We start from the raw sequence: 22,812 nt of genomic DNA, 5'->3' as shown, positions 1-22,812 counted from the left end.
GCCTAGCTCTTGGCCGCCGCGGTCTTGGCCGGCTTGGCCTTGGAAGCCGCGGTGGTCGCGGGCTTCGCCGCCGCGTCGGCCGCCGGTGCTCCAGCCGCCGTCGCAGCGGTGTCCGCGGCGGGCTCGCCCGCGTCGGCGTCCGGGCGGACACCGATACCCAGCTTCTCCAGGATCTTCTTCTCGATCTCGTTGGCGAGGTCGGGGTTGTCCTTGAGGAAGTTGCGGGCGTTCTCCTTGCCCTGGCCGAGCTGATCGCCCTCGTACGTGTACCAGGCGCCGGCCTTGCGGACGAAGCCGTGGTCCACGCCCATGTCGATCAGACCGCCCTCGCGGCTGATGCCCTGGCCGTAGAGGATGTCGAACTCCGCCTGCTTGAACGGCGGGGCGACCTTGTTCTTGACGACCTTGACGCGGGTGCGGTTGCCGACGGCGTCGGTGCCGTCCTTGAGCGTCTCGATCCGGCGGATGTCGAGGCGCACCGAGGCATAGAACTTCAGCGCCCGGCCACCGGTGGTGGTCTCCGGGGAACCGAACATCACGCCGATCTTCTCGCGGAGCTGGTTGATGAAGATCGCGGTGGTCTTGGACTGGTTGAGCGCACTGGTGATCTTGCGGAGTGCCTGGCTCATCAGACGCGCCTGGAGCCCCACGTGCGAGTCGCCCATCTCGCCCTCGATCTCCGCACGGGGCACCAGGGCCGCCACGGAGTCGATGACGATCAGGTCCAGGGCGCCGGAGCGCACCAGCATGTCGACGATCTCCAGCGCCTGCTCACCGTTGTCCGGCTGGGACAGGATGAGGTTGTCGATGTCGACGCCGAGCTTCTTCGCGTACTCCGGGTCGAGCGCGTGCTCGGCGTCGATGAACGCCACCGAGCCGCCGAGCTTCTGCGCGTTCGCCACCGCGTGCAGCGTCAGCGTCGTCTTACCGGAGGACTCCGGTCCGTACACCTCCACCACACGGCCGCGCGGCAGACCGCCGACGCCGAGGGCGACGTCCAGGGCGGTCGATCCCGTGGGAATGACCTCGATGGGCTCGTTCGGCCGCTCGCCCAGGCGCATCACCGCGCCCTTGCCGAATTGCCGTTCAATCTGTGCGAGTGCGGCGTCCAGCGCCTTCTCGCGGTCGTTACCTGCCATGGGTTCCACCCGATTTGCTTGAGTCGATCGCTTCACGTCTCAGACGCTAACCCCTGCCACTGACAATGGGCCTCGACGTCCTCCCGACCTGTGGACAACTCCACGGCCGGGCCCGGGAAAACCCGGCCGGAATCCCATCAGAATGGATGTTCGATTTCCGTGTCAAGCGCACCACGCGGCCCCGCGGCCACCCCGTGACCAAACACCTGCACCCCCTCACCGGCACACGACCGAGCCTGCACACCTGAGCGTATCGCCCTATATTCGATCGGTATGGGAGCGATGACGGAGCCCGGAGCACCCCACGGAGGGCAGGCACCCGGATCCGATCTGTCCGGCCGGGTGGCACTCGTCGCCGGAGGCACCCGCGGGGCCGGGCGGGGTATCGCCGTGCAGCTCGGCGCCGCCGGGGCGACCGTGTACGTGACCGGCCGTACGAGCGGGTCCGAGCGCTCCGAGATGGACCGGCCCGAAACGATCGAGGAGACCGCGGCCCTGGTCGACGCGGCGGGCGGACGGGGCATCGCCGTCCAGGTCGACCATCTGGTTCCCGACCGGGTCAGGGCGCTCGTGGCCCGCATCGCGAGCGAGCAGGGCTCCCTGCACATCCTGGTGAACGACATCTGGGGCGCCGAGATCGAGTGGGACAGGCCGGTGTGGAAGTCGTCGCTCGACACCGGGCTGCACACCCTGCGCCTGGGCGTCGACACCCACGCCATCACCAGTCACTTCGCGCTGCCGCTGCTGATCGAGACACCGGGTGGCCTGGTCGTGGAGATGACCGACGGGACGGACGAGTACAACGCGTCCCACTACCGCGTCTCGTTCTTCTACGACCTGGCCAAGGCCGCGGTGAACCGGATGGCCTTCGCCCTCGGCCACGAGCTCGCACCGCACCGCGCGACGGCTGTCGCGCTCACCCCGGGCTGGCTCCGGTCCGAGGCCATGCTCCAGGCCCACGGGGTGACCGAGACCACCTGGCGGGACGCCGTCGCGCACACGCCCCACTTCGCGATCTCCGAGTCCCCCGCGTACGTCGGCCGCGCCGTGTCCGCCCTCGCCGGCGATCCCGAGGTGGCCCGCTGGAACGGCAGGTCGCTCTCCAGCGGGCAGCTCGCCCAGGTGTACGGCTTCACCGACGTGGACGGGAGCAGACCCGACGCCTGGCGGTATCTGGCCGAGGTCCAGGACCCGGGCCTGCCGGCCGATGTGACGGGCTACCGCTGAGGCGGCCCGTCCGGCCCGCCCTCAGCGCCCCCGCGTCCGGCGGCCCGGGGTCCGTTCACCAGGCGGCGCATCCGTGACGGCAACCGCCTCCCGGGCGCGCGGCTGCTCCCCCCGTGCACGCGGGGGTCGTCGGTGACGTCGTACCGCTTCACATAGGCGCCGAGGAACGCCTGGAGCGTGGCGATCGCGGGAATGGCGACCAGCGCGCCGACCGCGCCGAGCAGGGCCGTGCCGGCGATGACCGACCCGAAGGCGACCGCGGGGTGGATGTCGACGGTCTTCGCGGTCAGCTTGGGCTGGAGCACGTAGTTCTCGAACTGCTGGTAGATCACGACGAACCCGAGCACGTACAACGCGTACCAGGGGTCGACCGTGAAGGCGATCAGCATGGGCAGGGCGCCCGCGAGATACGTGCCGATGGTGGGGATGAACTGCGAGACGAGCCCGACCCAGACGGCGAGTGCCGGGGCGTAGGGCACCCCGAGGATCACCAGCAGGACGTAGTGCGCGACGCCGGAGATCAACGCCATCAGGCCGCGCGAGTAGATGTATCCGCCGGTCTTGTCGACCGCGATCTCCCAGGCGCGCAGCACCTCGGTCTGCCGGGCCGGCGGCAGGACGGAGCACAGGGCGCGGCGGAGCCGGGGACCGTCGGCCGCGAAGTAGAAGGAGAACAGGAAGATCGTCAACAGCCGGAACAGCCCGCCGAGGACCGTGGTGGAGACGTCGAGCACTCCGGTGGCGCTGTTCTGGACGTACTTCTGCAGCCAGTCGGAGTGCAGCAGGCTGTCCTGGACCTCGACCCGGGAGAGTTCGGTGCGGAAGGTCTGGTTGACCCAGTTGATCACCGAGTCGATGTACTTCGGGAACTCGTCGACCATGTCGACGATCTGGCCCGCGAGCATCGACCCCAGCAGCACCACGAATCCGACGCCGAAGATCATCAGGACGAGGAAGACGAGGAACGTGGCCAGCCCGCGGCGCATGCCGCGACCGGCCATCCGGCCGACCGCGGGCTCGATGGCGAGCGCGAGGAAGAACGCGATCAGCACGTTCGTCAGCAACCCGATGAGCTGGTAGAACGCCCAGCTGCCGAGCTGGAAGCAGGCGTAGAGCGCGAGGGCCAGCACCATCGCACGCGGCAGCCAGCCGGGCATGCGGACCCCTCCGGTGCCGGAGGGCGGGGCGGGTGGTGCGGCCGGCGGGGCGGGCGTGGATGCGGACGGCTGGGGCGGGGCGGTCTCGTCTGTCGATGACACGGGACAAGTCTGGCCCATGCCGCCGGTCACCGGTTCCCCGCCCTGAGCCGACCGTTCCGGTTCCGGCCCGGTTCCACTCCCGCCCGGAACGGGGTTCAGCGCTCACCCGCCGGAGCGCACACGGGCTTCAGCGCCGGTCGGCCGGGACGTCCATGGCCGTGCAGACCCCGCGCCACACGTCCTTGGCGTCCCAGCCCGCGTCCAGGGCCTGGTGCACCGTGCGGCCGCCGAGTTCGGCCATCACATGGTCACGGGCGAAGGAGTCCGCGTACGCCGCACCGAAGTGGTCGGCCATCCGCTCCCAGAAAATCGTCAACCGCATGCCACCAGTATCCCGCTCCTGAGAGTGCAGCCGGTCCGCCGGGCACCTGCCGGGCTCCTTTCCGCTCTACGGTCGGTCCATGGCTGGAACCGGAGCAAACACCCTCGCCCGCGCCGAGCAGTTCATCTGGCTCACCGCCCGGGTCCTCGAACAGCGGAGGTTCGCCCATGGATTCCTGGACGGAGATCCCGATGCAGTCGAGACGGCCCTCTCCGCCTATCTGAACGAGGACGGCGGCTACGGTCACGCGCTGGAACCCGATCTCCGGGGTCCGGTCAGCCAGCCGTTGCACACCGCCCACGCGCTGAGCGTCCTTGATTCGATCGGCCGCTGCGACGGACAGCGCGTGGAACGGATCTGTCGCTATCTGACCGATGTGTCGACCAAGGAAGGCGCTCTGCCCGCGCTGCTCCCCACGCAGCGCGGCTATCCCGCGGCACCGTTCATCCCGATCGTGGACAACCCGCCGGCGGAGCTGCTCGCGACCGGCCCGGTCGTCGGGCTGCTCCACGGCAATCAGGTGTGGCACGCATGGCTGTTCCGGGCGACGGACTTCTGCTGGAGTGCCGTCGAGGCTCTGGAGCAGTCCCATCCCTACGAGGTCGAGGCCGCGGTCGCCTTCCTGGACGGCGCCCCCGACCAAGCCCGTGCCGAGGCGGCGGCCGACCGGCTCGGCCGCCTGGTGCGCGAACAGCGCCTGGCGGTGCTCGATCCGTCCAGACGGGCGGAGTACCCGGTGGCGACGGGCTACGCGCCGGGCGAGCACCACTTCCCGCACGACTACGCCCGTACGCCCGGATCCCTGGCCCGTCGCTGGTTCACGGACGAGGAGCTGGAGCGCTCGCTCGACCACCTGGCCGCCGAGCAGCAGGACGACGGCGGATGGCCCGTGACCTGGCGTCAGTGGGCGCCGGGAACCGCACTGGAAGGGCGTCCCCTGGTGACGCTCAGAGCCTTGGGGACGCTCCGCTCGTACGGTCGTCCGCTCGGCTGACCGTGCCCGGCGTGATGGGCGGGCGCCTTCTCGCCCGGTCAGCCGGTCAGCCGGTCGCCCGCCCCGCTCAGGCCAGAGCGCGCACGCCCGCCGTGACCAGGACGCCCGCGCCGACGACGACCAGGAAGGGGGCGCGAAGGACCAGGGCGAGTGCCGCCGCGCCGAGACCGGCGGCACGGGCGTCGAGGACGAGCTGCTGGCCGTCGCCGAAGGTCTGCTGCGCGGTCAGAGCCGCCAGCAGCGCCACGGGCAGCAGGGCGGCCATCCGCTGGACGAGCGGCCGCTCCAGCACGCCCGCGGGCACCAGCAGGCCCAGGAGTTTGGCGAGGTAGCAGCCCGCCACGGTCAGTCCGATGGCAATCCAGACGTTCATGAGCGCCGCTCACCCTTCTTCCGCTGTGTCGCCGTACCGTCCGCGGTGCTCTCGGCGTCCGCGGTGCCTTCGGCGTTCTCCGCGTTCCCGGCGTCCTCTGTGCTCCTGGCGTACTGTCCCCGTTTCGTCCGTCCCATGAGGAAGAGGACGACGGGCGCCGCGAGCGCCGACAGCAGGACGGGCACGCCCGCCGGCAGAACGGGCAGCAGCGTCAGGGCCAGCAGAACGGCCAGCCCCGCCGTGACGCGTTCGGTGGTGCTCTTGAGCATCGGCGCGAGCAGCGCGAGGAACACCGCGGGACTCGCCGCGTCCAGGCCCCACGTGTCGGTGTCGCCCAGCGCCTCGGCGCCCAGGGCGCCCACCAGGGTGGTGAGGTTCCACAGCACGTACAGGGTCAGTCCGGTGACCGTGAAGCCGATCCGCGCGGCCCGGCGGGTGGGCTGCGGCAGGGTGACCGCGGTCGTCTCGTCGATGACCCAGTGGGCGGCGAATGGCCGTACCGCACGGGGAAGGGCGAGCAGTTGGGAGAGGCGCAGACCGTAGAACGCGTTCCGGACGCCCAGGAAGAACGCCCCGGCCGCGGCGGTGTAGGGGTTGCCGCCCGCGGCCAGCGCCCCGACCAGGGCGAACTGCGAGGCACCGGTGAAGACGAGAAGACTCAGGGCGCAGGTCTGCAACAGGCTGAGGCCGGAGCCGGCGGAGGTCACACCGAAGGCGAAGCCGGAGAGTCCTACGGCGATACCGACGCCGAGCGCGTCGCGGACGACGGCCGCGTCCGGCTTGTCCGGTCGGGCCTCGGCCGCCGTGCCGGGCGGCCCGGCGGACATGGCACCGGCCGGGCCGGTGCTCTCTGGGAGTGCTGTCTGTTCTGCCACGCCCGGAACGCTACGGGGATCGCCGGGGCCAGGTCTTGTACGTTCTTGCACACCAGTCGGCAGGTTCTGAACACCCGGCGGTACGTTCTGCACACCCGCCGACGGGTTCTGCACACCCGTCGGCGCGTTCTCGCGGGTTCGCCCACGCGTTCCGCACCATCTCCGGTACGTTCTCGCGTCCTCGCCGGCACGGTCTCGCCTCTTCATCTTCCGGGCCGCGGCATGCCGCGCTCACGCTGGTAGGCACCGGGGGGCACACCCACTATCCGGGTGAAGTGACGATTGAGGTGCGGCTGGTCCGTGAAGCCGACGGCGGTCGCGGCCTCGGCGGGAGCGACACCGGCGTCGAGCATGCGGCGGGCCCTGCGCACCCGGGCGTCGGTCAGCCACGTGTGGGGCGGCATCCCGTACTCCTTCTTGAAGGCTCGCAGCAGTGCGAACGGACCGATGCCCAGCTCTGCGGCGAGCGTCTCCAGCGTGGGCGGGGCCGCCATGCGCTCCTCCAGCGCGGCGCGGGCGTGCACGGCGTTCCGCGCGCTCCCGGCGTGCGCGGCCAGTCCGGGCAACGGGCTGCCGTGCCGGCCGAGGAGTCGGGTGACCAGGACCCGCAGCAGGCTGTCGGCCGCCAGCGCGTTGCCCTCCTCCGCGGCCCGGTGCACCTCGGTGATCAGGCGGGAGGCGTGAGGGTCGGTCACCCGGGTCTCGGCGAAGCCGACCGTGCCGCGCAGGGACGTCACCTCGGCCGCGATGTCGTTGACGACCCGGGCCGACGGGTAGAGCGTGGCGTACGCCCAGCCCTCGGGCGCCCCGGAGCGGGCGGTGTGCGGCACCTCCGGGTTGATCATGACGACGGTTCCGGGGACCGCGTGGACCGTGCCGTCCGGCAGCCCCACGTCCTCCACCCCACCGGTGACCGCCCCGAAGACATAGCCCTCGTGACTGTGCCGGGGGAAGGTGTGGCGGACGTACCGGGCGCGCAGCAGATCGAGGTCGGGCAGCTCGGCGTACTGCCAGTGCCGCGCCCACTCCTCCGTGCCGTCCGCGCCCGTCATGGGGCCATTCTCGCAGGTCCCGGTCGTGCGCCACCGGCTGAGCGGGCTGCCGCGGGTGGTGTCGCCGACCCGTTGTCAGTGCCGGGGTGCACGATGGGGAGCATGACCGGATCCGCCGCGCTCGACGCGTTCTCGCCCGCGACCCGCAGTTGGTTCGCCGGGGCCTTCAGCGCGCCCACGGCGGCACAGGAGGGCGCCTGGCGGGCCATCGGCGAGGGCAGCGATGTCCTGGTCGTCGCGCCGACCGGCTCCGGTAAGACACTGGCGGCGTTCCTCGCCTCACTGGACAAGCTGGCGGCCGAGCCGCCGCCCGCCGACGCGAAGAAGCGCTGCCGGGTGCTCTACGTGTCCCCGCTCAAGGCCCTCGCGGTCGACGTCGAGCGCAACCTCCGCTCGCCGCTGACCGGCATCCGCCAGGAGTCGGTCCGCCTGGGCCTGCCGGAGCCGGAGGTGCGGGTCGGCATCCGCTCCGGAGACACCCCGCCCGCCGAGCGGCGCTCCCTGGTGACCAGGCCGCCGGACATCCTGATCACCACGCCCGAGTCGCTGTTCCTGATGCTGACGTCCTCCGCCCGGGACGCGCTGGCCGGCGTCGAGACGGTGATCCTCGACGAGGTGCACGCGGTCGCCGGCACGAAGCGCGGCGCCCATCTCGCCCTGTCGCTGGAGCGTCTCGACGAGCTGCTGCCGCGTCCCGCCCGACGCATCGGCCTGTCCGCGACGGTCCGGCCCGTCGACGAGGTGGCCCGCTTCCTGTCGCCGCAGCGCAAGGTGGAGATCGTCCAGCCCCGGTCCACCAAGGAGTTCGACCTCTCGGTCGTGGTCCCCGTCGAGGATCTGGGCGAGCTGGGCGGCTCGCCCGCCACGGACGGCGACTCCGGCCAGGCGGACAAGCCCTCGATCTGGCCGCATGTCGAGGAGCGCATCGCCGATCTCGTGCAGGCGCACCGCTCCACCATCGTCTTCGCCAACTCCCGGCGGCTGGCGGAGCGCCTGTGCAACCGGCTGAACGAGATCGCGTACGAGCGGGCCACCGGCACCGCGTTCGACCCCGACAACCCGGCCCCCGCGCTCCCGGAGGCGCACGCTCCCGCCGAGATCATGGCCCAGTCCGGCGCGGGCAGGGGTGCTCCCGCCCTGCTGGCCCGCGCCCACCACGGATCGGTCTCCAAGGAGCAGCGGGCCCAGGTCGAGGAGGACCTCAAGGCGGGTCGGCTGCCCGCCGTGGTGGCCACCTCCAGCCTGGAGCTGGGCATCGACATGGGCGCGGTCGACCTGGTGATCCAGGTGGAGTCCCCGCCCTCCGTCGCCTCCGGCCTCCAGCGGGTGGGCCGGGCCGGACACCAGGTGGGCGCGGTCTCCACCGGGGTGGTCTTCCCGAAGTACCGCGGCGATCTGGTGCAGGCCGCCGTCGTCACCGAACGGATGCGCACAGGGGCGATCGAGGCGCTCCGCGTCCCGTCCAATCCGCTGGACGTCCTGGCGCAGCAGCTGGTCGCCATGGTGGCCTTGGACAGCTGGCAGGCCGACGACCTGCTGTCCCTGGTCCGCCGGGCCGCACCGTTCGCCTCGCTCCCCGAGTCGGCGTTCACCTCGGTGCTCGACATGCTCGCCGGTCGCTATCCCTCCGACGCCTTCGCGGAGCTGCGCCCCCGGGTGGTCTGGGACCGCGTCGGGGGCACGGTCACGGGCCGCCCCGGCGCGCAGCGGCTCGCCGTCACCTCGGGCGGCACCATTCCCGACCGGGGGCTCTTCGGGGTCTTCCTCGCCGGGGCCGACCCGAAGAAGGGCGGCGGCCGGGTCGGCGAGCTGGACGAGGAGATGGTCTACGAGTCCCGCGTCGGCGACGTCTTCACCCTGGGCACCACGTCCTGGCGGATCGAGGACATCACCCGGGACCGGGTCCTCGTCTCGCCCGCCCCGGGCGTTCCGGGCCGGCTGCCGTTCTGGAAGGGCGACCAGCTGGGCCGCCCCCTGGAGCTCGGGCGTGCCCTGGGAGCGTTCCTCCGTGAGATCGGCGGCCTGTCCGAGGAGGACGCCCGGCTGCGCCTGCTGGCCGCCGGTCTCGACGCCTGGGCGGCGGACAACATCCTGGCCTATCTGGACGAGCAGCGCCGGGCCTGCGGCCACGTCCCGGACGACCGGACGATCCTGGTCGAGCGGTTCCGGGACGAGCTGGGCGACTGGCGGGTCGTCGTGCACTCCCCCTTCGGCGCCCAGGTGCACGCCCCCTGGGCGCTCGCCCTCTCCGCCCGCCTCGGTGAGCGCTACGGGATGGACGCCCAGGTCATGCACGCCGACGACGGGATCGTGCTGCGGCTGCCCGACGCGGACATGATGGGCCTGGATCTGCTCGATCTCGACGCCCCGAAGGCCCCGGACGCGGGGACCGAGGGACCCGCGCCGGGAGCCGTGGCGTACGACAGCGACCAGCCCCCGGTGGCGGCCGCCGACGTGGTCTTCGAGCGGGGCGAGGTCCAGCAGATCGTCACCGACCAGGTGGGCGGATCGGCCCTGTTCGCCGCCCGGTTCCGGGAGTGCGCCGCGCGCGCCCTGCTGCTGCCCCGGCGCTCCCCCGGCAAGCGCACCCCGCTCTGGCAGCAGCGCCAGCGGGCTTCCCAGCTGCTCCAGGTCGCCTCGGAGTTCGGCTCGTTCCCGATCGTTCTGGAAGCCGTCCGCGAATGCCTCCAGGACGTGTTCGACGTCCCCGGGCTCACGGAACTGATGGGCGACCTGGAGGCGCGCCGGGTCCGGCTGGTCGAGGTGACCACCCAGGAGCCCTCCCCGTTCGCCCGCTCGCTCCTCTTCGGCTACGTGGCGCAGTTCCTGTACGAGGGCGACTCACCGCTCGCCGAGCGGCGCGCCGCCGCCCTCTCCCTGGACTCCCACCTCCTCGCCGAGCTGCTGGGCCAGGCGGAGCTGCGCGAACTGCTCGACCCCGAGGTCCTCACCGAGCTGGAGCGGGAGCTGCAGTGGCTCACCGAGGACCGGCGGATCAAGGACGTCGAGGGGGTCGCCGACCTCCTGCGGGTCCTGGGCCCCCTCACCGACGCCGAGCTGGCCGAGCGCGGCGCCGAGCCCGCTTGGGCGGCGGAGCTGGCGTCGGCCCGCCGGGCGATCCAGGTCCGGATCGCCGGGGCCGATCACTGGGCGGCGATCGAGGACGCGGGCCGGCTGCGCGACGCCCTGGGAACCGCGCTTCCGGTCGGCGTTCCCGAGGCGTTCACCGAGCCGGTGAAGGACCCGCTCGGCGACCTCCTCGCCCGCTTCGCGCGGACGCACGGCCCGTTCACCGCCGCCAGGGCCGCCGAGCGCTTCGGGCTCGGCACCGCCGTCACCGACGGGGCGCTGCAACGGCTGTCGGCCTCCGGCCGGACCGTCCAGGGCGAATTCCACCCGGCGGGCATCGGCCAGGAATGGTGCGACGCCACGGTGCTGCGCCGGCTCCGCCGCCGTTCGCTGGCGGCGCTCCGCCAGGAGCTGGAGCCTGTGCCGCCCGCGGCCCTCGCCTCCTTCCTCCCCCAGTGGCAGCACTTCGGCTCCAACGGCCTGCGGGGCATCGACGGGCTGGCCCGCGCCGTCGAGCAGCTCCAGGGCGCGCCCGTTCCCGCGTCGGCGCTGGAGAAGCTGATCCTGCCGAGCCGGGTCATGGGCTACGCCCCGGCGATGCTCGACGAGCTGACGACCACGGGCGAGGTCGTCTGGGCGGGCGCGGGCGCCCTGCCCGGCAAGGACGGCTGGGTCTCCCTCTACCTCGCCGACAGCGCGCCGCTCCTCCTGCCTCCCCCGCACCCGCTGGAGCTGTCGGCGCTCCACGAGTCCGTGCTCACCACGCTCTCCGGCGGATACGGCCTCTTCTTCCGCCAGGTCGCCGACCAGGTCCGGGCCACCACCCACCCGGACTGCACGGACCAGCAGCTGGCCGACGCCCTGTGGGACCTGGCCTGGTCCGGCCGGCTCACCAACGACACCCTGGCCCCGCTGCGCTCGCTCCTGGGTTCGGGGCGGACGGCGGGCTCCACGGCCCACCGCTCCCGGCGCAGCGTCCCGCGCGGGCGCTACGGCTCGCTCACCGCCGCCGCCCGCCCGGCGTCCCGGACCGGCCCGCCGACCGTATCGGGCCGCTGGTCCCTGCTGCCCCCGGTCGAACCGCAACCGACCCACCGCGCCCACGCCCTGGCCCGTACCCTCCTCGACCGGCACGGCGTGGTGACCCGCGGCGCGGTGCAGGCCGAAGGGGTGGAGGGCGGCTTCTCCGCCACGTACCGCGTCCTGGCCGCCTTCGAGGACAACGGGCAGGCGCGGCGCGGCTATGTGGTGGAGGGGCTCGGGGCCGCGCAGTTCGCGATGGACGGGGCGGTGGACCGCCTGCGGGCGGCCTCCACGGCCCGCGACCGGCGGGATCCGGACTCCGCGCCCCAGGCTCTGGTGCTCGCCGCGGCCGACCCGGCCAACGCGTACGGCGCCGCCCTGCCGTGGCCCGAGTCCCCGGACGGCGCCGGACACAAGCCGGGCCGCAAGGCGGGGGCGCTGGTGGTCCTCGTCGACGGCGAGCTGACGCTCTACATGGAGCGGGGCGGTAAGACGCTCCTGGCCTGGCCCTCCGACCCCGAGTCCCCGGCCCTGCGGGCGGCAGCCGAAGCGCTGGCCGCCTCGGCGCGCGGCGGCGCCCTGGGCACGGTGACGGTGGAGCGGACGAACGGGGTCTCCTCCCTCACCTCGCCGCTGGGCCGGACGCTGGAGGCGGCCGGGTTCCTCGCCACCCCGAGAGGCCTGCGCCTGCGCGCCTGATCCGAGGGTCCTCCGATCCGGGAGGCCGCCAGGCCCGCCCGGGACCTGGACCAGGACCAGGACGGGTACCGGAACCTGGACTGGTACCAGGACCGGGCATCCGACCTCCGGCATCCAGGCGAGCACCCGCGCCATCCCGACGGACGCCACCCGCCCCGGCCGGCACCGCCCGTCCCGGCGGCGGCTCCGGACCGGTGCACGAAGGCCGCGGCCCGCCCATCATGGAGGCATGCCCGAAGGAGACACCGTCCTCCAGACCGCCGCCCGGCTGCACAAGGCACTCGCCGGGCAGGTGCTGACCCGCTCGGACCTGCGCGTCCCCCGTTTCGCCACCGCCGACCTCTCCGGCCGTACCGTCCTGGACGTCACCGCGCGCGGCAAGCACCTGCTGACCCGCGTCGAGGGCGGCCTGACCCTGCACAGCCACCTCCGGATGGACGGCGCCTGGCGGGTGTACGCCCCGGACGAACGCTGGCGGGGCGGCCCGGGGCACCAGATCCGCGCGGTCCTCGCCAACGCGGAGCACACCGCGGTCGGCTACCGGCTCCCGGTGCTGGAGCTGCTGCGCACCAGCGAGGAGGACCGGGCCGTGGGCCATCTGGGCCCTGATCTGCTGGGCCCCGACTGGGACCCCGGCCTGGCCCTGGACCGACTGCTCGCCGCACCGGAGCGCCCCCTCGGCGAGGCGCTCCTGGACCAGCGCAATCTGGCGGGCATCGGCAACGTCTACAAGTGCGAGCTGTGCTTCCTGGCCCGCGTCACCCCGTGGCTCCCCGTGGGCGCCCTCCCCGACGGCGTGCTCCCCCGGCTCGTGACCCTGGCCGAGCGCCTGTTGCACGCCAACCGCGACCGCCCCACCCGCACCACGACGATCACCTCCGAACTCCGCACCCCGCCGTCGCCCGGACCGGAGGCGGGGCCCGGGGCCGGAGTCGGGGCCGAGCGCCCGCGGGCCGCGGCAGCGGCCCGCCCGGCCCGGACACCCGTTCGCGTACAGGAGCGGCTGTACGTCTACGGGCGGGCCCGTCGCCCCTGTCTGCGCTGCGGATCCCCGATCCGTCTCGCCGACCAGGACGACCGGCCCACCTACTGGTGCCCCGGTTGCCAATCAGGACCCACCCCCTAGTTGACGCCCCGTCAGATCCGGTCGTACGGTCCCGTCATGCCCCTCTCCGCGTACGACCTCACCGGCCGCGCCGCGTTCGTCACCGGCGCGGCGAGCGGCATCGGGCGGGCGAGCGCCCTGCTGCTCGCGGAGGCCGGGGCGACGGTGCACTGCGCGGACCGCGACGAGACGGGACTGCGCCGGACGTACGACCTGATCGCCGACGCGGGCGGCAGCGCCCGGACCCATCCCCTCGACGTCACCGATCGCGATCAGGTCCGCGCGAGCGTCGGCGCGGCCGGGCATCTCGACGTCCTGGTCGCCTCGGCCGGGATCATGCACACCAGCAGCGTGCTGGAGACGGCGGACGAGGACCTGGACCGGGTGCTGGCCGTCAATTTCAAGGGGGTTCTGTACGCCTGCCAGGAAGTGGCCCGTTCCATGACGGCCCGCTCCGCCCCCGGCTCGCTGATCACGATGGCATCCGGCGCCGTGGATTCCGCGAGCGCGAACCTGCTCTGCTACAGCGTCGCGAAGGCAGCCGTGGTGCAGCTCACCAAGACACTCGCCACGGAGCTGGGCCCCCACGCCATACGGGTGAACGCCGTGGCGCCCGGCTGGATCCGTACGCCCATGACCGACCGGCACGACGCCCCGGGCCGGCACCGGGCGGAGGCGACGATGGCCCGGATCTCCCCGCTGGGCCGGGTCGGCGAACCGGAGGACGTCGCCCATACCGTGCTGCACCTGGCCTCGGACGCCTCGGCCTTCATGACCGGTCAGATCCTCCGGCCGAACGGCGGCGTCGCCATGCCCTGGTAGACCACCACCGCGTCGACGAACCCAACGCCGAAGGCCCTGACCGCCCCGCCCCTCCCGGCCCCCCTGACCGCCCCGACGGGCTCACCGGCACGACCGACGCGACCGGCACGACCGGCACGACATGGACCGGCAACAGGCTCAACCCCCAGCCCCCCGCCGCCACCGCCCCCTCCACCAGCCCCGCCTGTTCCGGACGCAGCACCAGCCGGAGCACCGCCCACCACCACAGTCCGCCGAGGACCAGCGCCGGCACCCATCGCCGTATCATCGCTGCCTCCCTCGCCGACGTCCTTTCCGGCAGTTTCCCCTGGCGGCGGCCGTGGTGCATCCAGAACGCCCGGCCGAGGGGGTCACCCGCACAGAAGTGCCCCCGCCGAGAACGGCGGGGGCACGCGAACCCGGAGGAAGCCCCGGGGCTACTTGTCGTCGTCCCGGCGGAGGGAGTCCTTCACACCCTTGGCGCGGTCGCCGATTCCGCCCGCCGCGTCCTTGGCACCGCCCTTGGCCTGATCGGCCTTGCCCTCGGCCTCCTTGCGGCGGTCGCCGGTCAGCTTGCCGACGGCCTCCTTGCCCTTGCCCTTCAGCTTGTCCATGGCTCCGTCACTCATGATCTCGCTCCTCCTGCTCGGGATGTCTCTCGGTCGCCGGCCGGGTGCCGGTTCAGGCGCTCTCGGCCTGGAACATCCACGCGTGCTTCTCAAGCTCCGCCGTCAGCCCGATCAGCAGGTCCTGCGTGATCGGATCCGGCTCGTCGGTCGCCTCGATGCGCTCCCGCATCCGGCCGATGACCACGCCCAGCGCGTCCACCAGGATCCGCACGGCGTCGGAGTCCTTGATCCAGCCCTCGGGCACGGACGCGATGGCGGTCTCCTTGGCCACCGTGCCGGACCGCCCGTCCGGATTGACTCCGACGGCCGAGGCGCGCTCGGCGACCGTGTCGGAGTGCTGCCGGGCCGTGACGACGACGTCGTCGAGCTGGAGGTGCACGGAGCGGAAGCGCGGGCCGACCACGTTCCAATGGACCTGCTTGGCCACCAGGGAAAGGTCGACGAGGTCGACCAGAGCGCCCTGCAGCGCCGTTCCCACGACCTTGAGGTCGCTCTCGGACAACGTGCTCTTGACCACAGACATATCCACTGCTCCCATCCGTCAGCCTCTTCACTGACCGTCTCAGTCCATCACCCACGATGGCACATATTGAGCAAAACGGTCATGTGGGCCTTGTCCTCCGTCTGCCCACCGACCGACGGTTCACACCTGCCCCCGCGGACGGGACAGACGGGAGGCCCTGGCCCGTCACACGCAGAAGTCCCGGTCGGCCCCCACGGGGGCCGACCGGGACTCCGGTCGAGCAACTGTGCCGCGTGGATCAGGCGGCGACGACGTCCACCGCTTCCGCGGGCGCCTTGATGGTCACCCGGCCCGACGGCACACCTGCGACCGACGAGACGGAGACGGAGTTGAGCATGGGACGAACCGGTACTGGGACCGGATCACTGGCAGCTGCCGACTCGGCCAGCTCAGCGAGCGAGAGCTCGTCGCTCACTTCACGCATGAGCTCGGACATCCGTACGTCAAGCGCGTCGCAAATCGCGGAGAGCAGCTCGGAGGATGCCTCCTTCTGCCCCCGCTCCACCTCGGAGAGATAACCGAGCGAGACCCGGGCGGACGAGGAGACTTCGCGCAGAGTACGGCCTTGGCGCTGGCGCTGCCGACGCAGCACGTCACCCAGCAGGCGACGGAGCAGAATCATCGGTGGCTCCCTCCTCGGACCGCGTAGCCGCATCCTTCACGCCCTACCGTACCGCCTTGTGCCGCGGCCGTGCGGGGAGCGATGTCGTGTTCACTCAGGGCTGCAAACATCCGTTCCCCCCGTTCTGTTCCGTATCCTGTGCCCGCGCATTCTCACCGAGTTCGCCTGCGAGCAGTTCGAGGGCGTCTCGCACACTCTCACTACGGATATCCGCCCTCCCACCATTCAACCGCAGAGCCGTCACTTTCTCGACGCCGGAGGGTCCGGCCACGGCCACGTAGACCGTGCCGACCTGCTGTCCGTCCTGTGGTTCCGGTCCCGCGACCCCCGTGGTGGAGACGCCCCAGTCGGCGCCCAGCACCCGGCGCACGCCGGCCGCCATCTGCCGCGCGACCTCGGGGTCCACGGCTCCGCGCTCCGCCAGCAGGCCCCCGTCGACACCCAGGACGTCCCGCTTCAGAGGGGTGGCGTACGCCGTCACCGATCCGAGGAAGGATCGGGAGGCGCCGGGTACGGAGGTCAGTTCGGCGGCGACCAGGCCGCCCGTCAGGGATTCGGCGACGGCGAGCGTCTCGCCCCGTGCTCCGAGAAGCCGGAGCACCCGGGCAGCGGCTGTCACCGCTCGGCCTCCGCGGCGCCGCGCGCCTCGGCGGCGGCGCGTACGTCCGTCGCGCCTGCCACGGGTCCGGCTGCCGCGCCGGCGTCGGCCGGGGTGCCGACGGTGGCCTGGAGCGCCTCCGTGGCGGCAGCGGCCCGCTCGGCAGCGGCGGCCCGCTCGGCAGCGGCGGCTCGCTCGGCGGCGAGGCCCCGGCGGCGCAGCACGACGGCCTGGCGTACGTAATCGAGTCCGGTGACGACCGTCAGCACGACGGCGACCATCATCACCCAGAAACGCAAGGTCGCGAGGGGGCCGGTGAGCACCAGGACGTACATCCCGGCCGCCGTCCCCTGCGCGAGCGTCTTCAGCTTGCCGCCTCGGCTGGCCGGGATCACCGCGTGCCGGATGACCCAGAACCGCATCAGCGTGATGCCCAGCTCACGGGCGAGGATGACTCCGGTGATCCACCACGGCAGATCGCCCAGGATGGACAGCGAGACCAGCGCCGCGCCCATGATCGCCTTGTCGGCGATCGGGTCGGCGATCTTCCCGAAGTCGGTGACCAGGTTGTACGCCCGCGCCAGATGACCGTCGAACAGGTCGGTGATCATCGCGACGGCGAAGGCCGCCCAGGCGAACGCGCGCCAGACCGGGTCATATCCGCCGTCGTGGAACAGCAGCAGGACGAACCCGGGCACGAGCAGCAGCCGCACCATGGTCAGGATGTTGGCGATGTTCCACAGGCTGGCCTGGTTGACGGCCGCAGTGCCCAGCTTGCCGCCGCGGACCGGCTTCGCGCCGGAGCCGCCTGCCGCGGATGCCGGGACTCCGGTCATCTGGCTGCCTCCGCAAGCTCGTGGTGTTCGGCCACCAGGTCGACGCCCTCGGTGCCCACTGCCTTTGCCTCGACCATACGGCCCGGCACGAGTCCCTCGCGTGTGGTGAAGACCACGTGGCCATCGGTTTCGGGAGCCTGGTGCGCCGCGCGCCCGATCGCGACCTCGCCGTCCTCCTCCGTCTCCACGGACTCCACCAGCACCTGGAGGGTCTCGCCGACGCGCTCCTCGGCCCGCTGCGAGGTCAGCTCCTCGGCCAGCTGCGAGATGTGGGCGAGGCGCTCCGCGATGGTGTCGGCGTCGAGCTTGTTCTCGTAGCCGACTGCCTCGGTGCCCTCCTCGTCCGAGTATCCGAAGACGCCGATCGCGTCGAGGCGGGCGCCGGTGAGGAAGCGTTCCAGCTCGGCGAGGTCCGCCTCGGTCTCGCCGGGGAAGCCGACGATGAAGTTGGAGCGGGCACCGGCCTCGGGGGCCTTGCTCCGGATGGTGTCCAGGAGCTCCAGGAAGCGGTCGGTGTCGCCGAAGCGGCGCATCGCGCGCAGCACGCCGGGGGCGGAGTGCTGGAAGGAGAGGTCGAAGTACGGCGCGACCTTAGGCGTCGAGGTGAGGACGTCGATGAGGCCCGGGCGCATCTCGGCGGGCTGGAGGTAGCTGACCCGGATCCGCTCGATGCCGTCCACGTCGGCCAGCTCGGGCAGCAGGGTCTCCAGGAGGCGGATGTCGCCGAGGTCCTTGCCGTACGAGGTGTTGTTCTCGGAGACGAGCATGACCTCCTTGACGCCCTGTTCGGCCAGCCAGCGGGTCTCCTGGAGCACGTCCGAGGGGCGCCGCGAGATGAACGAGCCGCGGAAGGAGGGGATGGCGCAGAAGGAGCAGCGGCGGTCGCAGCCGGAGGCGAGCTTGACCGAGGCGACGGGGCTGGTGCCGAGCCTGCGGCGCAGCGGCGCCCGCGGCCCGGAGACCGGTGCGACCCCCTCGGGAAGGTCCTCGGGCGCGGGGGCGGGCGTCTCCTGGGCGTGGCCGGGCAGCGCCACGGCGGCGTCCTGCCGCTCGGCGGGGCTGATCGGCAGCAGCTTCCGGCGGTCGCGCGGGGTGTGCGAGGCGTGGATGCCACCGTTGAGGATGGTCTGGAGCCGGTCGGAGATGTCGGCGTAGTCGTCGAATCCGAGGACGCCGTCCGCCTCCGGCAGGGCCTCGGCGAGGTCCTTGCCGTAGCGCTCGGCCATGCAGCCGACGGCGACGACGGCCTGGGTGCGGCCGTGATCCTTCAGATCGTTGGCTTCGAGCAGGGCGTCGACGGAGTCCTTCTTGGCGGCTTCGACGAACCCACAGGTGTTGACGACTGCGACATCCGCGTCGGAGGCATCCTCGACGAGGTCCCAGCCGTCCGCTGCCAAGCGGCCTGCAAGCTCCTCCGAGTCCACCTCGTTACGGGCGCATCCAAGAGTGACAAGGGCGACGGTACGGCGTTCGGGCATGGACTCAAGACTACTTTGTTCCGGCGGCCCCCCTGCCGTGCAGGGTTGCCTGCCCTCACCGCCGCCCCTTCCCCGCTACGGGGAGTAACAGCGTCCGGGCCGGGGAACGCCGACGGGCGCCCGGCGCGGTGCCGGACGCCCGTCGGGACGTGTACGGAAGCGGAGGACGGCGGATCAGCCGGCCTCGGGGTCGCCCTTGGTGTAGGAAAGCCGTTCGACCTGGCCCGGACCGAAGCGGTCCTCGACCTGCTTGCCGTTGACGAAGAGCTCGATCGCCCCGGCGTCGCCGAGGACGAGGTCGATGCGCTCCTTGTCCTGGAAGGTCTTGGACTCGCCCTGGAGCAGCAGCCCGTCGAAGAGCAGCCGTCCGTTGTGGTCCTTGGCCGAGATCCAGCTCTTGCCCCGGTCGGCGCTGAGCTTGACCGTCACCTTGTCCCGGGGGGCGGCGGCGATGGCGCTCTCGGAGGGCACGGGCTTGGGGTCGGAGGGCTTGGTGGCGGTGGGCTTGGCCGCGGTCTTGTCGGGCTTGGAGCCCTCCGCGATCTGCGCGGTGTTCGAGGGCTCGTCCTCGCCGCTGAAGAGGGTGAAGCCGACGAACCCGATGACGGCGACGATGGCCGCGACCATGGCCGCGGTCCAGTTCGGCCGCCGCGGTTCCGAGCGGATGCGTTCCGCTTCGAACAGCGGCGCCGCGGGGGTCGGGGCGGGACGGCCGCCGTGATCGGCGTCGTACTCCTCGACCAGCGGTTCCGGATCGATGCCGACGGCACGGGCGAGCGTGCGGATGTGACCGCGGGCGTAGACGTCGCCGCCGCAGCGGGAGAAGTCGTCCTGCTCGATCGCGTGCACGATGGGGATGCGCACCCGGGTGGAGCTGCTGACTTCCTCGACCGTCAGAGCCGCGGCGATACGAGCCTGCTGAAGGGCACGACCGATCGAAGGCCGGTCGTCTTCGGGGGAGTTGCCGATGGACACGGGGGCGCCTTTCGAGCGTGAGCCACCTGCTGGATGTTCAGTCTAGGGGGGGTACGAAAGGGAGGGGCAACCGGGAGGGACGACTTTGTAGGCCATCGGGTTCGCCGGACGGGCCCGCCGTCGGCTCCGGTGCGGAGCGGGGACGGAGCACGGCCCCGATCGAGGACTGGGCAACCTGTAGTGGGCCGAACGGGGTGGGAGTACGGGTGAGGTGACGACGGAGCGGGCTTCGGGGAGAAGCACGGTTCCGTCCCTCCCTTCAACTGGACGTACGGCCGTACGAAACGGTTGCCCACAAAACCTTTACGGAGCGGATTCCCCGCGGATGACGGCCAACACCCCGTCGAGCTCGTCGGGTTTCACCATGACGTCGCGCGCCTTGGATCCCTCGCTGGGCCCGACGATGTTGCGGGACTCCATCAGGTCCATCAGCCGTCCCGCCTTCGCGAAGCCGACCCGGAGCTTGCGCTGGAGCATCGAGGTCGATCCGAACTGGGTGGAGACGACCAGTTCGGCGGCCTGGCACAACAGGTCCAGGTCGTCGCCGATGTCCTCGTCGATCTCCTTCTTCTGTTTCGTTCCCACCACGACGTCGTCCCGGAAGACCGGGGCCATCTGGTCCTTGCAGTGCTGGACGACGGCGGCGACCTCGTCCTCGGTGACGAACGCTCCCTGCATGCGGGTGGGTTTGTTGGCGCCCATCGGGAGGAAGAGCCCGTCGCCCTTGCCGATGAGCTTCTCGGCGCCGGGCTGGTCGAGGATGACGCGGCTGTCGGCGAGCGAGGAGGTGGCGAAGGCGAGCCGGGAGGGCACGTTGGCCTTGATCAGGCCGGTCACCACGTCGACCGAGGGGCGCTGGGTGGCGAGCACCAGGTGGATGCCGGCCGCGCGGGCCAGCTGGGTGATGCGGACGATCGAGTCCTCGACGTCGCGCGGGGCCACCATCATCAGGTCGGCCAGCTCGTCGACGATCACCAGCAGATACGGGTACGGGGACAGCTCCCGCTCGCTGCCCTCGGGCGCCTTGCACTTGCCGTTGCGCACCGCGTGGTTGAAGTCGTCGATGTGCCGGTAGCCGAAGTTGGCGAGGTCGTCGTAGCGCAGGTCCATCTCCCGCACGACCCACTGGAGCGCCTCGGCGGCCTTCTTCGGGTTGGTGATGATCGGGGTGATGAGGTGGGGGATGCCCTCGTACGCGGTCAGCTCGACGCGCTTGGGGTCGACCAGAACCATCCGCACGTCGTCCGGGGTGGCCCGCACCATGATCGAGGTGATCAGGCAGTTGATGCAGGAGGACTTGCCGGAACCGGTGGCGCCGGCGACCAGGACGTGCGGCATCTTGGCGAGGTTGGCCATCTCATAGCCGCCCTCGACGTTCTTGCCGAGCGCCACGAGCATCGGGTGGTCGTCCTCGGCCGCGTCCGCGAGGCGCAGCACGTCGCCGAGGTTGACCATCTCGCGGTCGGAGTTGGGGATCTCGATGCCGACGGCGGACTTGCCCGGGATCGGCGAGATGATCCGCACGTCCGGGCTGGCCACGGCGTACGCGATGTTCTTGGCCAGCGCCGTGATCTTCTCGACCTTCACGGCGGGGCCGAGCTCGATCTCGTAGCGGGTGACGGTCGGGCCCCGGGTGAAGCCGGTGACCGCGGCGTCGACCTTGAACTCGGTGAAGACGTTGGTCAGCGAGGCGACGACCACGTCGTTGGCGGCGCTGCGGGTCTTGCCCGGTCCGCCGCGCTCCAGCAGGTCGAGCGAGGGCAGCGAGTACGTGATGTCGCCGGACAGCTGGAGCTGCTCGGCGCGTGCGGGAAGCCCCTCGGAACGCTCCGGCGCGGGCTTCGTCAGGTCGGGAACGGCGCCGGACCGGCCGGAGACGTCACCGGAACGGTCACCGCCGGCCGCGTCATCGGCGCCGGGGGACCGGTCCGACCGGCGCCCGGCCCCGGCCTTCCCCGCGGCGTCCCGCTCGGCCTCCCGGGCCCCGGGCACGGGCGTCCCGGTGCGCTCCCGGTCCACGGAGACGCCCTGGGTCAGGTCGGCGACGACCGGCGAGGGCGGCATGCCGTTGAGCACGGCCCCGTCGAGCGCTGCGGCAGCGGCCGCGGCGACGTCCACCGCGTCCAGCGGCCGGTTCATCGCGGGCTGCGCGGAGGGCCTGCGGGGCCTCCTGCGCTTGGTGAGCGCCTCGGCCTCGGCCTCGTCGTGGTCGTGGACCGGGTCCTCGTCCGTGCGCCGCGCGCCACGCCGACGAGTCCGCTCGGGCAGCGCCTCGCGCCACTGTTCGTCGTAGCGCTCGTCGTCGTCCTCGTACCCCTCGCCGGTCCCGGGCGCCGGATCCACGATGCCGAGGCGGACGCCGAGCTGACGCAGCCGCCGCGGGATGGCGTTGACCGGGGTGGCGGTGACGACGAGGAGCCCGAACACGGTCAGCAGCACCAGCAGCGGTACGGCGAGCACCTCGCCCATCATGAAGATCAGCGGCTTGGAGGTGGCCCAGCCGATCAGCCCGCCCGCGTCCTGCATCGCCTCGGTGCCCGCGTCCCGGCCCGGCGAACCGCAGGCGATGTGGACCTGGCCGAGGACTCCGATGACCAGCGCGGAGAGTCCGATGACGATACGGCCGTTGGCTTCGGGCCGCTCCGGATACAGGATCAGCCGCACCGCCATCGCGCCCAGCAGTATGGGCACGAGCAGGTCGAGCCGGCCGAAGGCCCCGGTCACCAGCATCTCGACGAGGTCGCCGACCGGCCCCTGGAGATTGGACCAGGTGCCCGCGGCGACGATCAGCGCCAGGCCGAGCAGCAGCAGCGCGAGCCCGTCCTTGCGGTGGGCGGGGTCAAGTCCCTTGGCGCCACGCCCTATCGAACGGAACAGCGCGCCGACGCCGTGCGCCGCCCCGAGCCAGACCGCCCGCACCAGCCGGTAGACGCCTCCGGTGGGTGACGGTGCGGGTCTGGGCGCGGGCTTCCTGGCCGCCGCCTTCTTCGCGGGCGCCCTCTTCGCGGGAGCAGCCGACTTCTTGGGCGCGGTCTTCTTGGCGGGCGCGGCTTTCTTCGCCGGGCCCGCGGTACGGCCGACGCGCTTCGCGGTGCCCGCCGTGCCCTGGGAACCCTTGCCGGACGTACGTGAGGCCATGGTGCCGAGGTTACCGCTGTCGTCGCCCGTGAACACGTTCGCCTACTGGTTCACCCGACCGTGTCGCCTTCGCGG

General features: G+C 72.1%; 20 protein-coding genes. 5 read left to right on the top strand and 15 right to left on the bottom strand.

Annotated features, from left to right (window positions below):
- Window positions 1-2: 2 nt before the first annotated feature.
- Window positions 3-1,139 (bottom strand): recombinase RecA, encoded by a 1,137-nt coding sequence (gene recA, locus OG245_RS28625; RefSeq protein WP_371626266.1) that lies wholly within the window; start codon window positions 1,137-1,139, stop codon window positions 3-5.
- 342 nt (window positions 1,140-1,481) lie between these two features.
- On the opposite strand from recA, the gene OG245_RS28620 reads away from it, so the two are divergent.
- Window positions 1,482-2,366, top strand: a complete 885-nt coding sequence (locus OG245_RS28620) for an SDR family oxidoreductase (protein ID WP_371628015.1) — start codon at window positions 1,482-1,484, stop codon at window positions 2,364-2,366.
- On the opposite strand, the gene OG245_RS28615 is transcribed toward OG245_RS28620, so the two are convergent.
- Together OG245_RS28615 and OG245_RS28610 are read right to left on the bottom strand one after the other, a co-directional pair.
- Entirely contained in the window at window positions 2,357-3,523 is a 1,167-nt protein-coding gene (locus tag OG245_RS28615; protein WP_371628014.1) for an AI-2E family transporter, read from the bottom strand. The two genes, OG245_RS28620 and OG245_RS28615, sit on opposite strands and share 10 nt — an antisense overlap.
- Window positions 3,524-3,752: 229 nt before the next feature.
- Window positions 3,753-3,947: a DUF3046 domain-containing protein gene (locus tag OG245_RS28610; RefSeq protein ID WP_003965827.1), complete on the bottom strand. Its 195-nt coding sequence runs from the start codon at window positions 3,945-3,947 to the stop codon at window positions 3,753-3,755.
- A 79-nt stretch (window positions 3,948-4,026) separates the two neighbouring features.
- On the opposite strand from OG245_RS28610, the gene OG245_RS28605 reads away from it, so the two are divergent.
- Window positions 4,027-4,941, top strand: coding sequence for a hypothetical protein (locus OG245_RS28605; protein ID WP_371626265.1), 915 nt, complete (start codon window positions 4,027-4,029; stop codon window positions 4,939-4,941).
- Between the two features lie 67 nt (window positions 4,942-5,008).
- On the opposite strand, the gene OG245_RS28600 is transcribed toward OG245_RS28605, so the two are convergent.
- From OG245_RS28600 to OG245_RS28590, 3 genes are all read right to left on the bottom strand, one after another.
- Window positions 5,009-5,314 (bottom strand): AzlD domain-containing protein, encoded by a 306-nt coding sequence (locus tag OG245_RS28600; RefSeq protein ID WP_003965829.1) that lies wholly within the window; start codon window positions 5,312-5,314, stop codon window positions 5,009-5,011.
- A complete protein-coding gene (locus OG245_RS28595; RefSeq protein WP_371626264.1) occupies window positions 5,311-6,189 on the bottom strand; it encodes an AzlC family ABC transporter permease in 879 nt (292 codons plus the stop codon). The genes OG245_RS28600 and OG245_RS28595 overlap by 4 nt, the downstream gene beginning before the upstream one ends.
- A gap of 203 nt (window positions 6,190-6,392) precedes the next feature.
- Window positions 6,393-7,241 (bottom strand): AraC family transcriptional regulator, encoded by an 849-nt coding sequence (locus tag OG245_RS28590; protein ID WP_371626263.1) that lies wholly within the window; start codon window positions 7,239-7,241, stop codon window positions 6,393-6,395.
- Between the two features lie 102 nt (window positions 7,242-7,343).
- Here OG245_RS28590 and OG245_RS28585 point away from each other — a divergent pair, with 102 nt between their 5' ends.
- The 3 genes from OG245_RS28585 (at window position 7,344) to OG245_RS28575 (ending at window position 13,959) form a co-directional block, all read left to right on the top strand.
- Complete coding sequence (locus OG245_RS28585) at window positions 7,344-12,032, top strand: DEAD/DEAH box helicase (protein ID WP_371626262.1); 4,689 nt, start codon at window positions 7,344-7,346, stop codon at window positions 12,030-12,032.
- Window positions 12,033-12,261: 229 nt separating this feature from the next.
- Window positions 12,262-13,158, top strand: coding sequence for an Fpg/Nei family DNA glycosylase (locus OG245_RS28580; RefSeq protein ID WP_371626261.1), 897 nt, complete (start codon window positions 12,262-12,264; stop codon window positions 13,156-13,158).
- A gap of 36 nt (window positions 13,159-13,194) precedes the next feature.
- Window positions 13,195-13,959: an SDR family NAD(P)-dependent oxidoreductase gene (locus OG245_RS28575; protein ID WP_371626260.1), complete on the top strand. Its 765-nt coding sequence runs from the start codon at window positions 13,195-13,197 to the stop codon at window positions 13,957-13,959.
- Here the strand turns inward: OG245_RS28575 and OG245_RS28570 are convergent.
- From OG245_RS28570 to OG245_RS28530, 9 genes are all read right to left on the bottom strand, one after another.
- Window positions 13,907-14,227, bottom strand: a complete 321-nt coding sequence (locus OG245_RS28570; protein WP_371626259.1) for a hypothetical protein — start codon at window positions 14,225-14,227, stop codon at window positions 13,907-13,909. The two genes, OG245_RS28575 and OG245_RS28570, sit on opposite strands and share 53 nt — an antisense overlap.
- 148 nt (window positions 14,228-14,375) lie before the next feature.
- A complete protein-coding gene (locus OG245_RS28565) occupies window positions 14,376-14,567 on the bottom strand; it encodes a CsbD family protein (protein WP_371626258.1) in 192 nt (63 codons plus the stop codon).
- Between the two features lie 52 nt (window positions 14,568-14,619).
- Complete coding sequence (locus tag OG245_RS28560) at window positions 14,620-15,090, bottom strand: Dps family protein (protein WP_371626257.1); 471 nt, start codon at window positions 15,088-15,090, stop codon at window positions 14,620-14,622.
- Between the two features lie 238 nt (window positions 15,091-15,328).
- Window positions 15,329-15,712, bottom strand: a complete 384-nt coding sequence (locus tag OG245_RS28555; protein WP_003965837.1) for a helix-turn-helix domain-containing protein — start codon at window positions 15,710-15,712, stop codon at window positions 15,329-15,331.
- Window positions 15,713-15,806: 94 nt separating this feature from the next.
- On the bottom strand, window positions 15,807-16,331 hold the full coding sequence (locus tag OG245_RS28550) for a CinA family protein (protein ID WP_371626256.1): 525 nt from the start codon (window positions 16,329-16,331) through the stop codon (window positions 15,807-15,809).
- Window positions 16,328-17,146, bottom strand: coding sequence for a CDP-diacylglycerol--glycerol-3-phosphate 3-phosphatidyltransferase (gene pgsA / locus OG245_RS28545; RefSeq protein WP_371626255.1), 819 nt, complete (start codon window positions 17,144-17,146; stop codon window positions 16,328-16,330). The genes OG245_RS28550 and pgsA overlap by 4 nt, the downstream gene beginning before the upstream one ends.
- Entirely contained in the window at window positions 17,143-18,624 is a 1,482-nt protein-coding gene (gene rimO, locus OG245_RS28540; protein WP_371626254.1) for a 30S ribosomal protein S12 methylthiotransferase RimO, read from the bottom strand. Before rimO ends, pgsA begins: the two co-directional genes overlap by 4 nt.
- A gap of 174 nt (window positions 18,625-18,798) precedes the next feature.
- The gene (locus OG245_RS28535) at window positions 18,799-19,599 is read right to left on the bottom strand and encodes a RodZ domain-containing protein (RefSeq protein ID WP_371626253.1); all 801 of its coding nucleotides are present in this window, start codon (window positions 19,597-19,599) and stop codon (window positions 18,799-18,801) included.
- A gap of 303 nt (window positions 19,600-19,902) precedes the next feature.
- Entirely contained in the window at window positions 19,903-22,737 is a 2,835-nt protein-coding gene (locus OG245_RS28530; protein ID WP_371626252.1) for a DNA translocase FtsK, read from the bottom strand.
- Window positions 22,738-22,812 lie beyond the last annotated feature (75 nt).

Origin of the sequence: Streptomyces sp. NBC_01116 (assembly GCF_041435495.1) — a bacterium.
Taxonomy (GTDB): Bacteria; Actinomycetota; Actinomycetes; order Streptomycetales; family Streptomycetaceae; genus Streptomyces.
Note: the sequence above shows the minus strand (reverse complement) of the source record. Positions and strands in the feature narration are given on the sequence as shown.

Bases quoted from the DNA above. Each gene is read 5' to 3' on its own strand.
- OG245_RS28575 (WP_371626260.1), top strand. From the start codon at position 13,195: ATGCCCCTCTCCGCGTACGACCTCACCGGCCGCGCCGCGTTCGTCACC.
- OG245_RS28580 (WP_371626261.1), top strand. From the start codon at position 12,262: ATGCCCGAAGGAGACACCGTCCTCCAGACCGCCGCCCGGCTGCACAAG.
- pgsA (WP_371626255.1), bottom strand. From the start codon at position 17,146: ATGACCGGAGTCCCGGCATCCGCGGCAGGCGGCTCCGGCGCGAAGCCG.
- OG245_RS28570 (WP_371626259.1), bottom strand. From the start codon at position 14,227: ATGATACGGCGATGGGTGCCGGCGCTGGTCCTCGGCGGACTGTGGTGG.
- recA (WP_371626266.1), bottom strand. From the start codon at position 1,139: ATGGCAGGTAACGACCGCGAGAAGGCGCTGGACGCCGCACTCGCACAG.
- OG245_RS28555 (WP_003965837.1), bottom strand. From the start codon at position 15,712: ATGATTCTGCTCCGTCGCCTGCTGGGTGACGTGCTGCGTCGGCAGCGC.
- OG245_RS28605 (WP_371626265.1), top strand. From the start codon at position 4,027: ATGGCTGGAACCGGAGCAAACACCCTCGCCCGCGCCGAGCAGTTCATC.
- OG245_RS28530 (WP_371626252.1), bottom strand. From the start codon at position 22,737: ATGGCCTCACGTACGTCCGGCAAGGGTTCCCAGGGCACGGCGGGCACC.
- OG245_RS28600 (WP_003965829.1), bottom strand. From the start codon at position 5,314: ATGAACGTCTGGATTGCCATCGGACTGACCGTGGCGGGCTGCTACCTC.
- OG245_RS28565 (WP_371626258.1), bottom strand. From the start codon at position 14,567: ATGAGTGACGGAGCCATGGACAAGCTGAAGGGCAAGGGCAAGGAGGCC.
- OG245_RS28560 (WP_371626257.1), bottom strand. From the start codon at position 15,090: ATGTCTGTGGTCAAGAGCACGTTGTCCGAGAGCGACCTCAAGGTCGTG.
- OG245_RS28615 (WP_371628014.1), bottom strand. From the start codon at position 3,523: ATGCCCGGCTGGCTGCCGCGTGCGATGGTGCTGGCCCTCGCGCTCTAC.
- OG245_RS28585 (WP_371626262.1), top strand. From the start codon at position 7,344: ATGACCGGATCCGCCGCGCTCGACGCGTTCTCGCCCGCGACCCGCAGT.
- OG245_RS28590 (WP_371626263.1), bottom strand. From the start codon at position 7,241: ATGACGGGCGCGGACGGCACGGAGGAGTGGGCGCGGCACTGGCAGTAC.
- OG245_RS28610 (WP_003965827.1), bottom strand. From the start codon at position 3,947: ATGCGGTTGACGATTTTCTGGGAGCGGATGGCCGACCACTTCGGTGCG.
- rimO (WP_371626254.1), bottom strand. From the start codon at position 18,624: ATGCCCGAACGCCGTACCGTCGCCCTTGTCACTCTTGGATGCGCCCGT.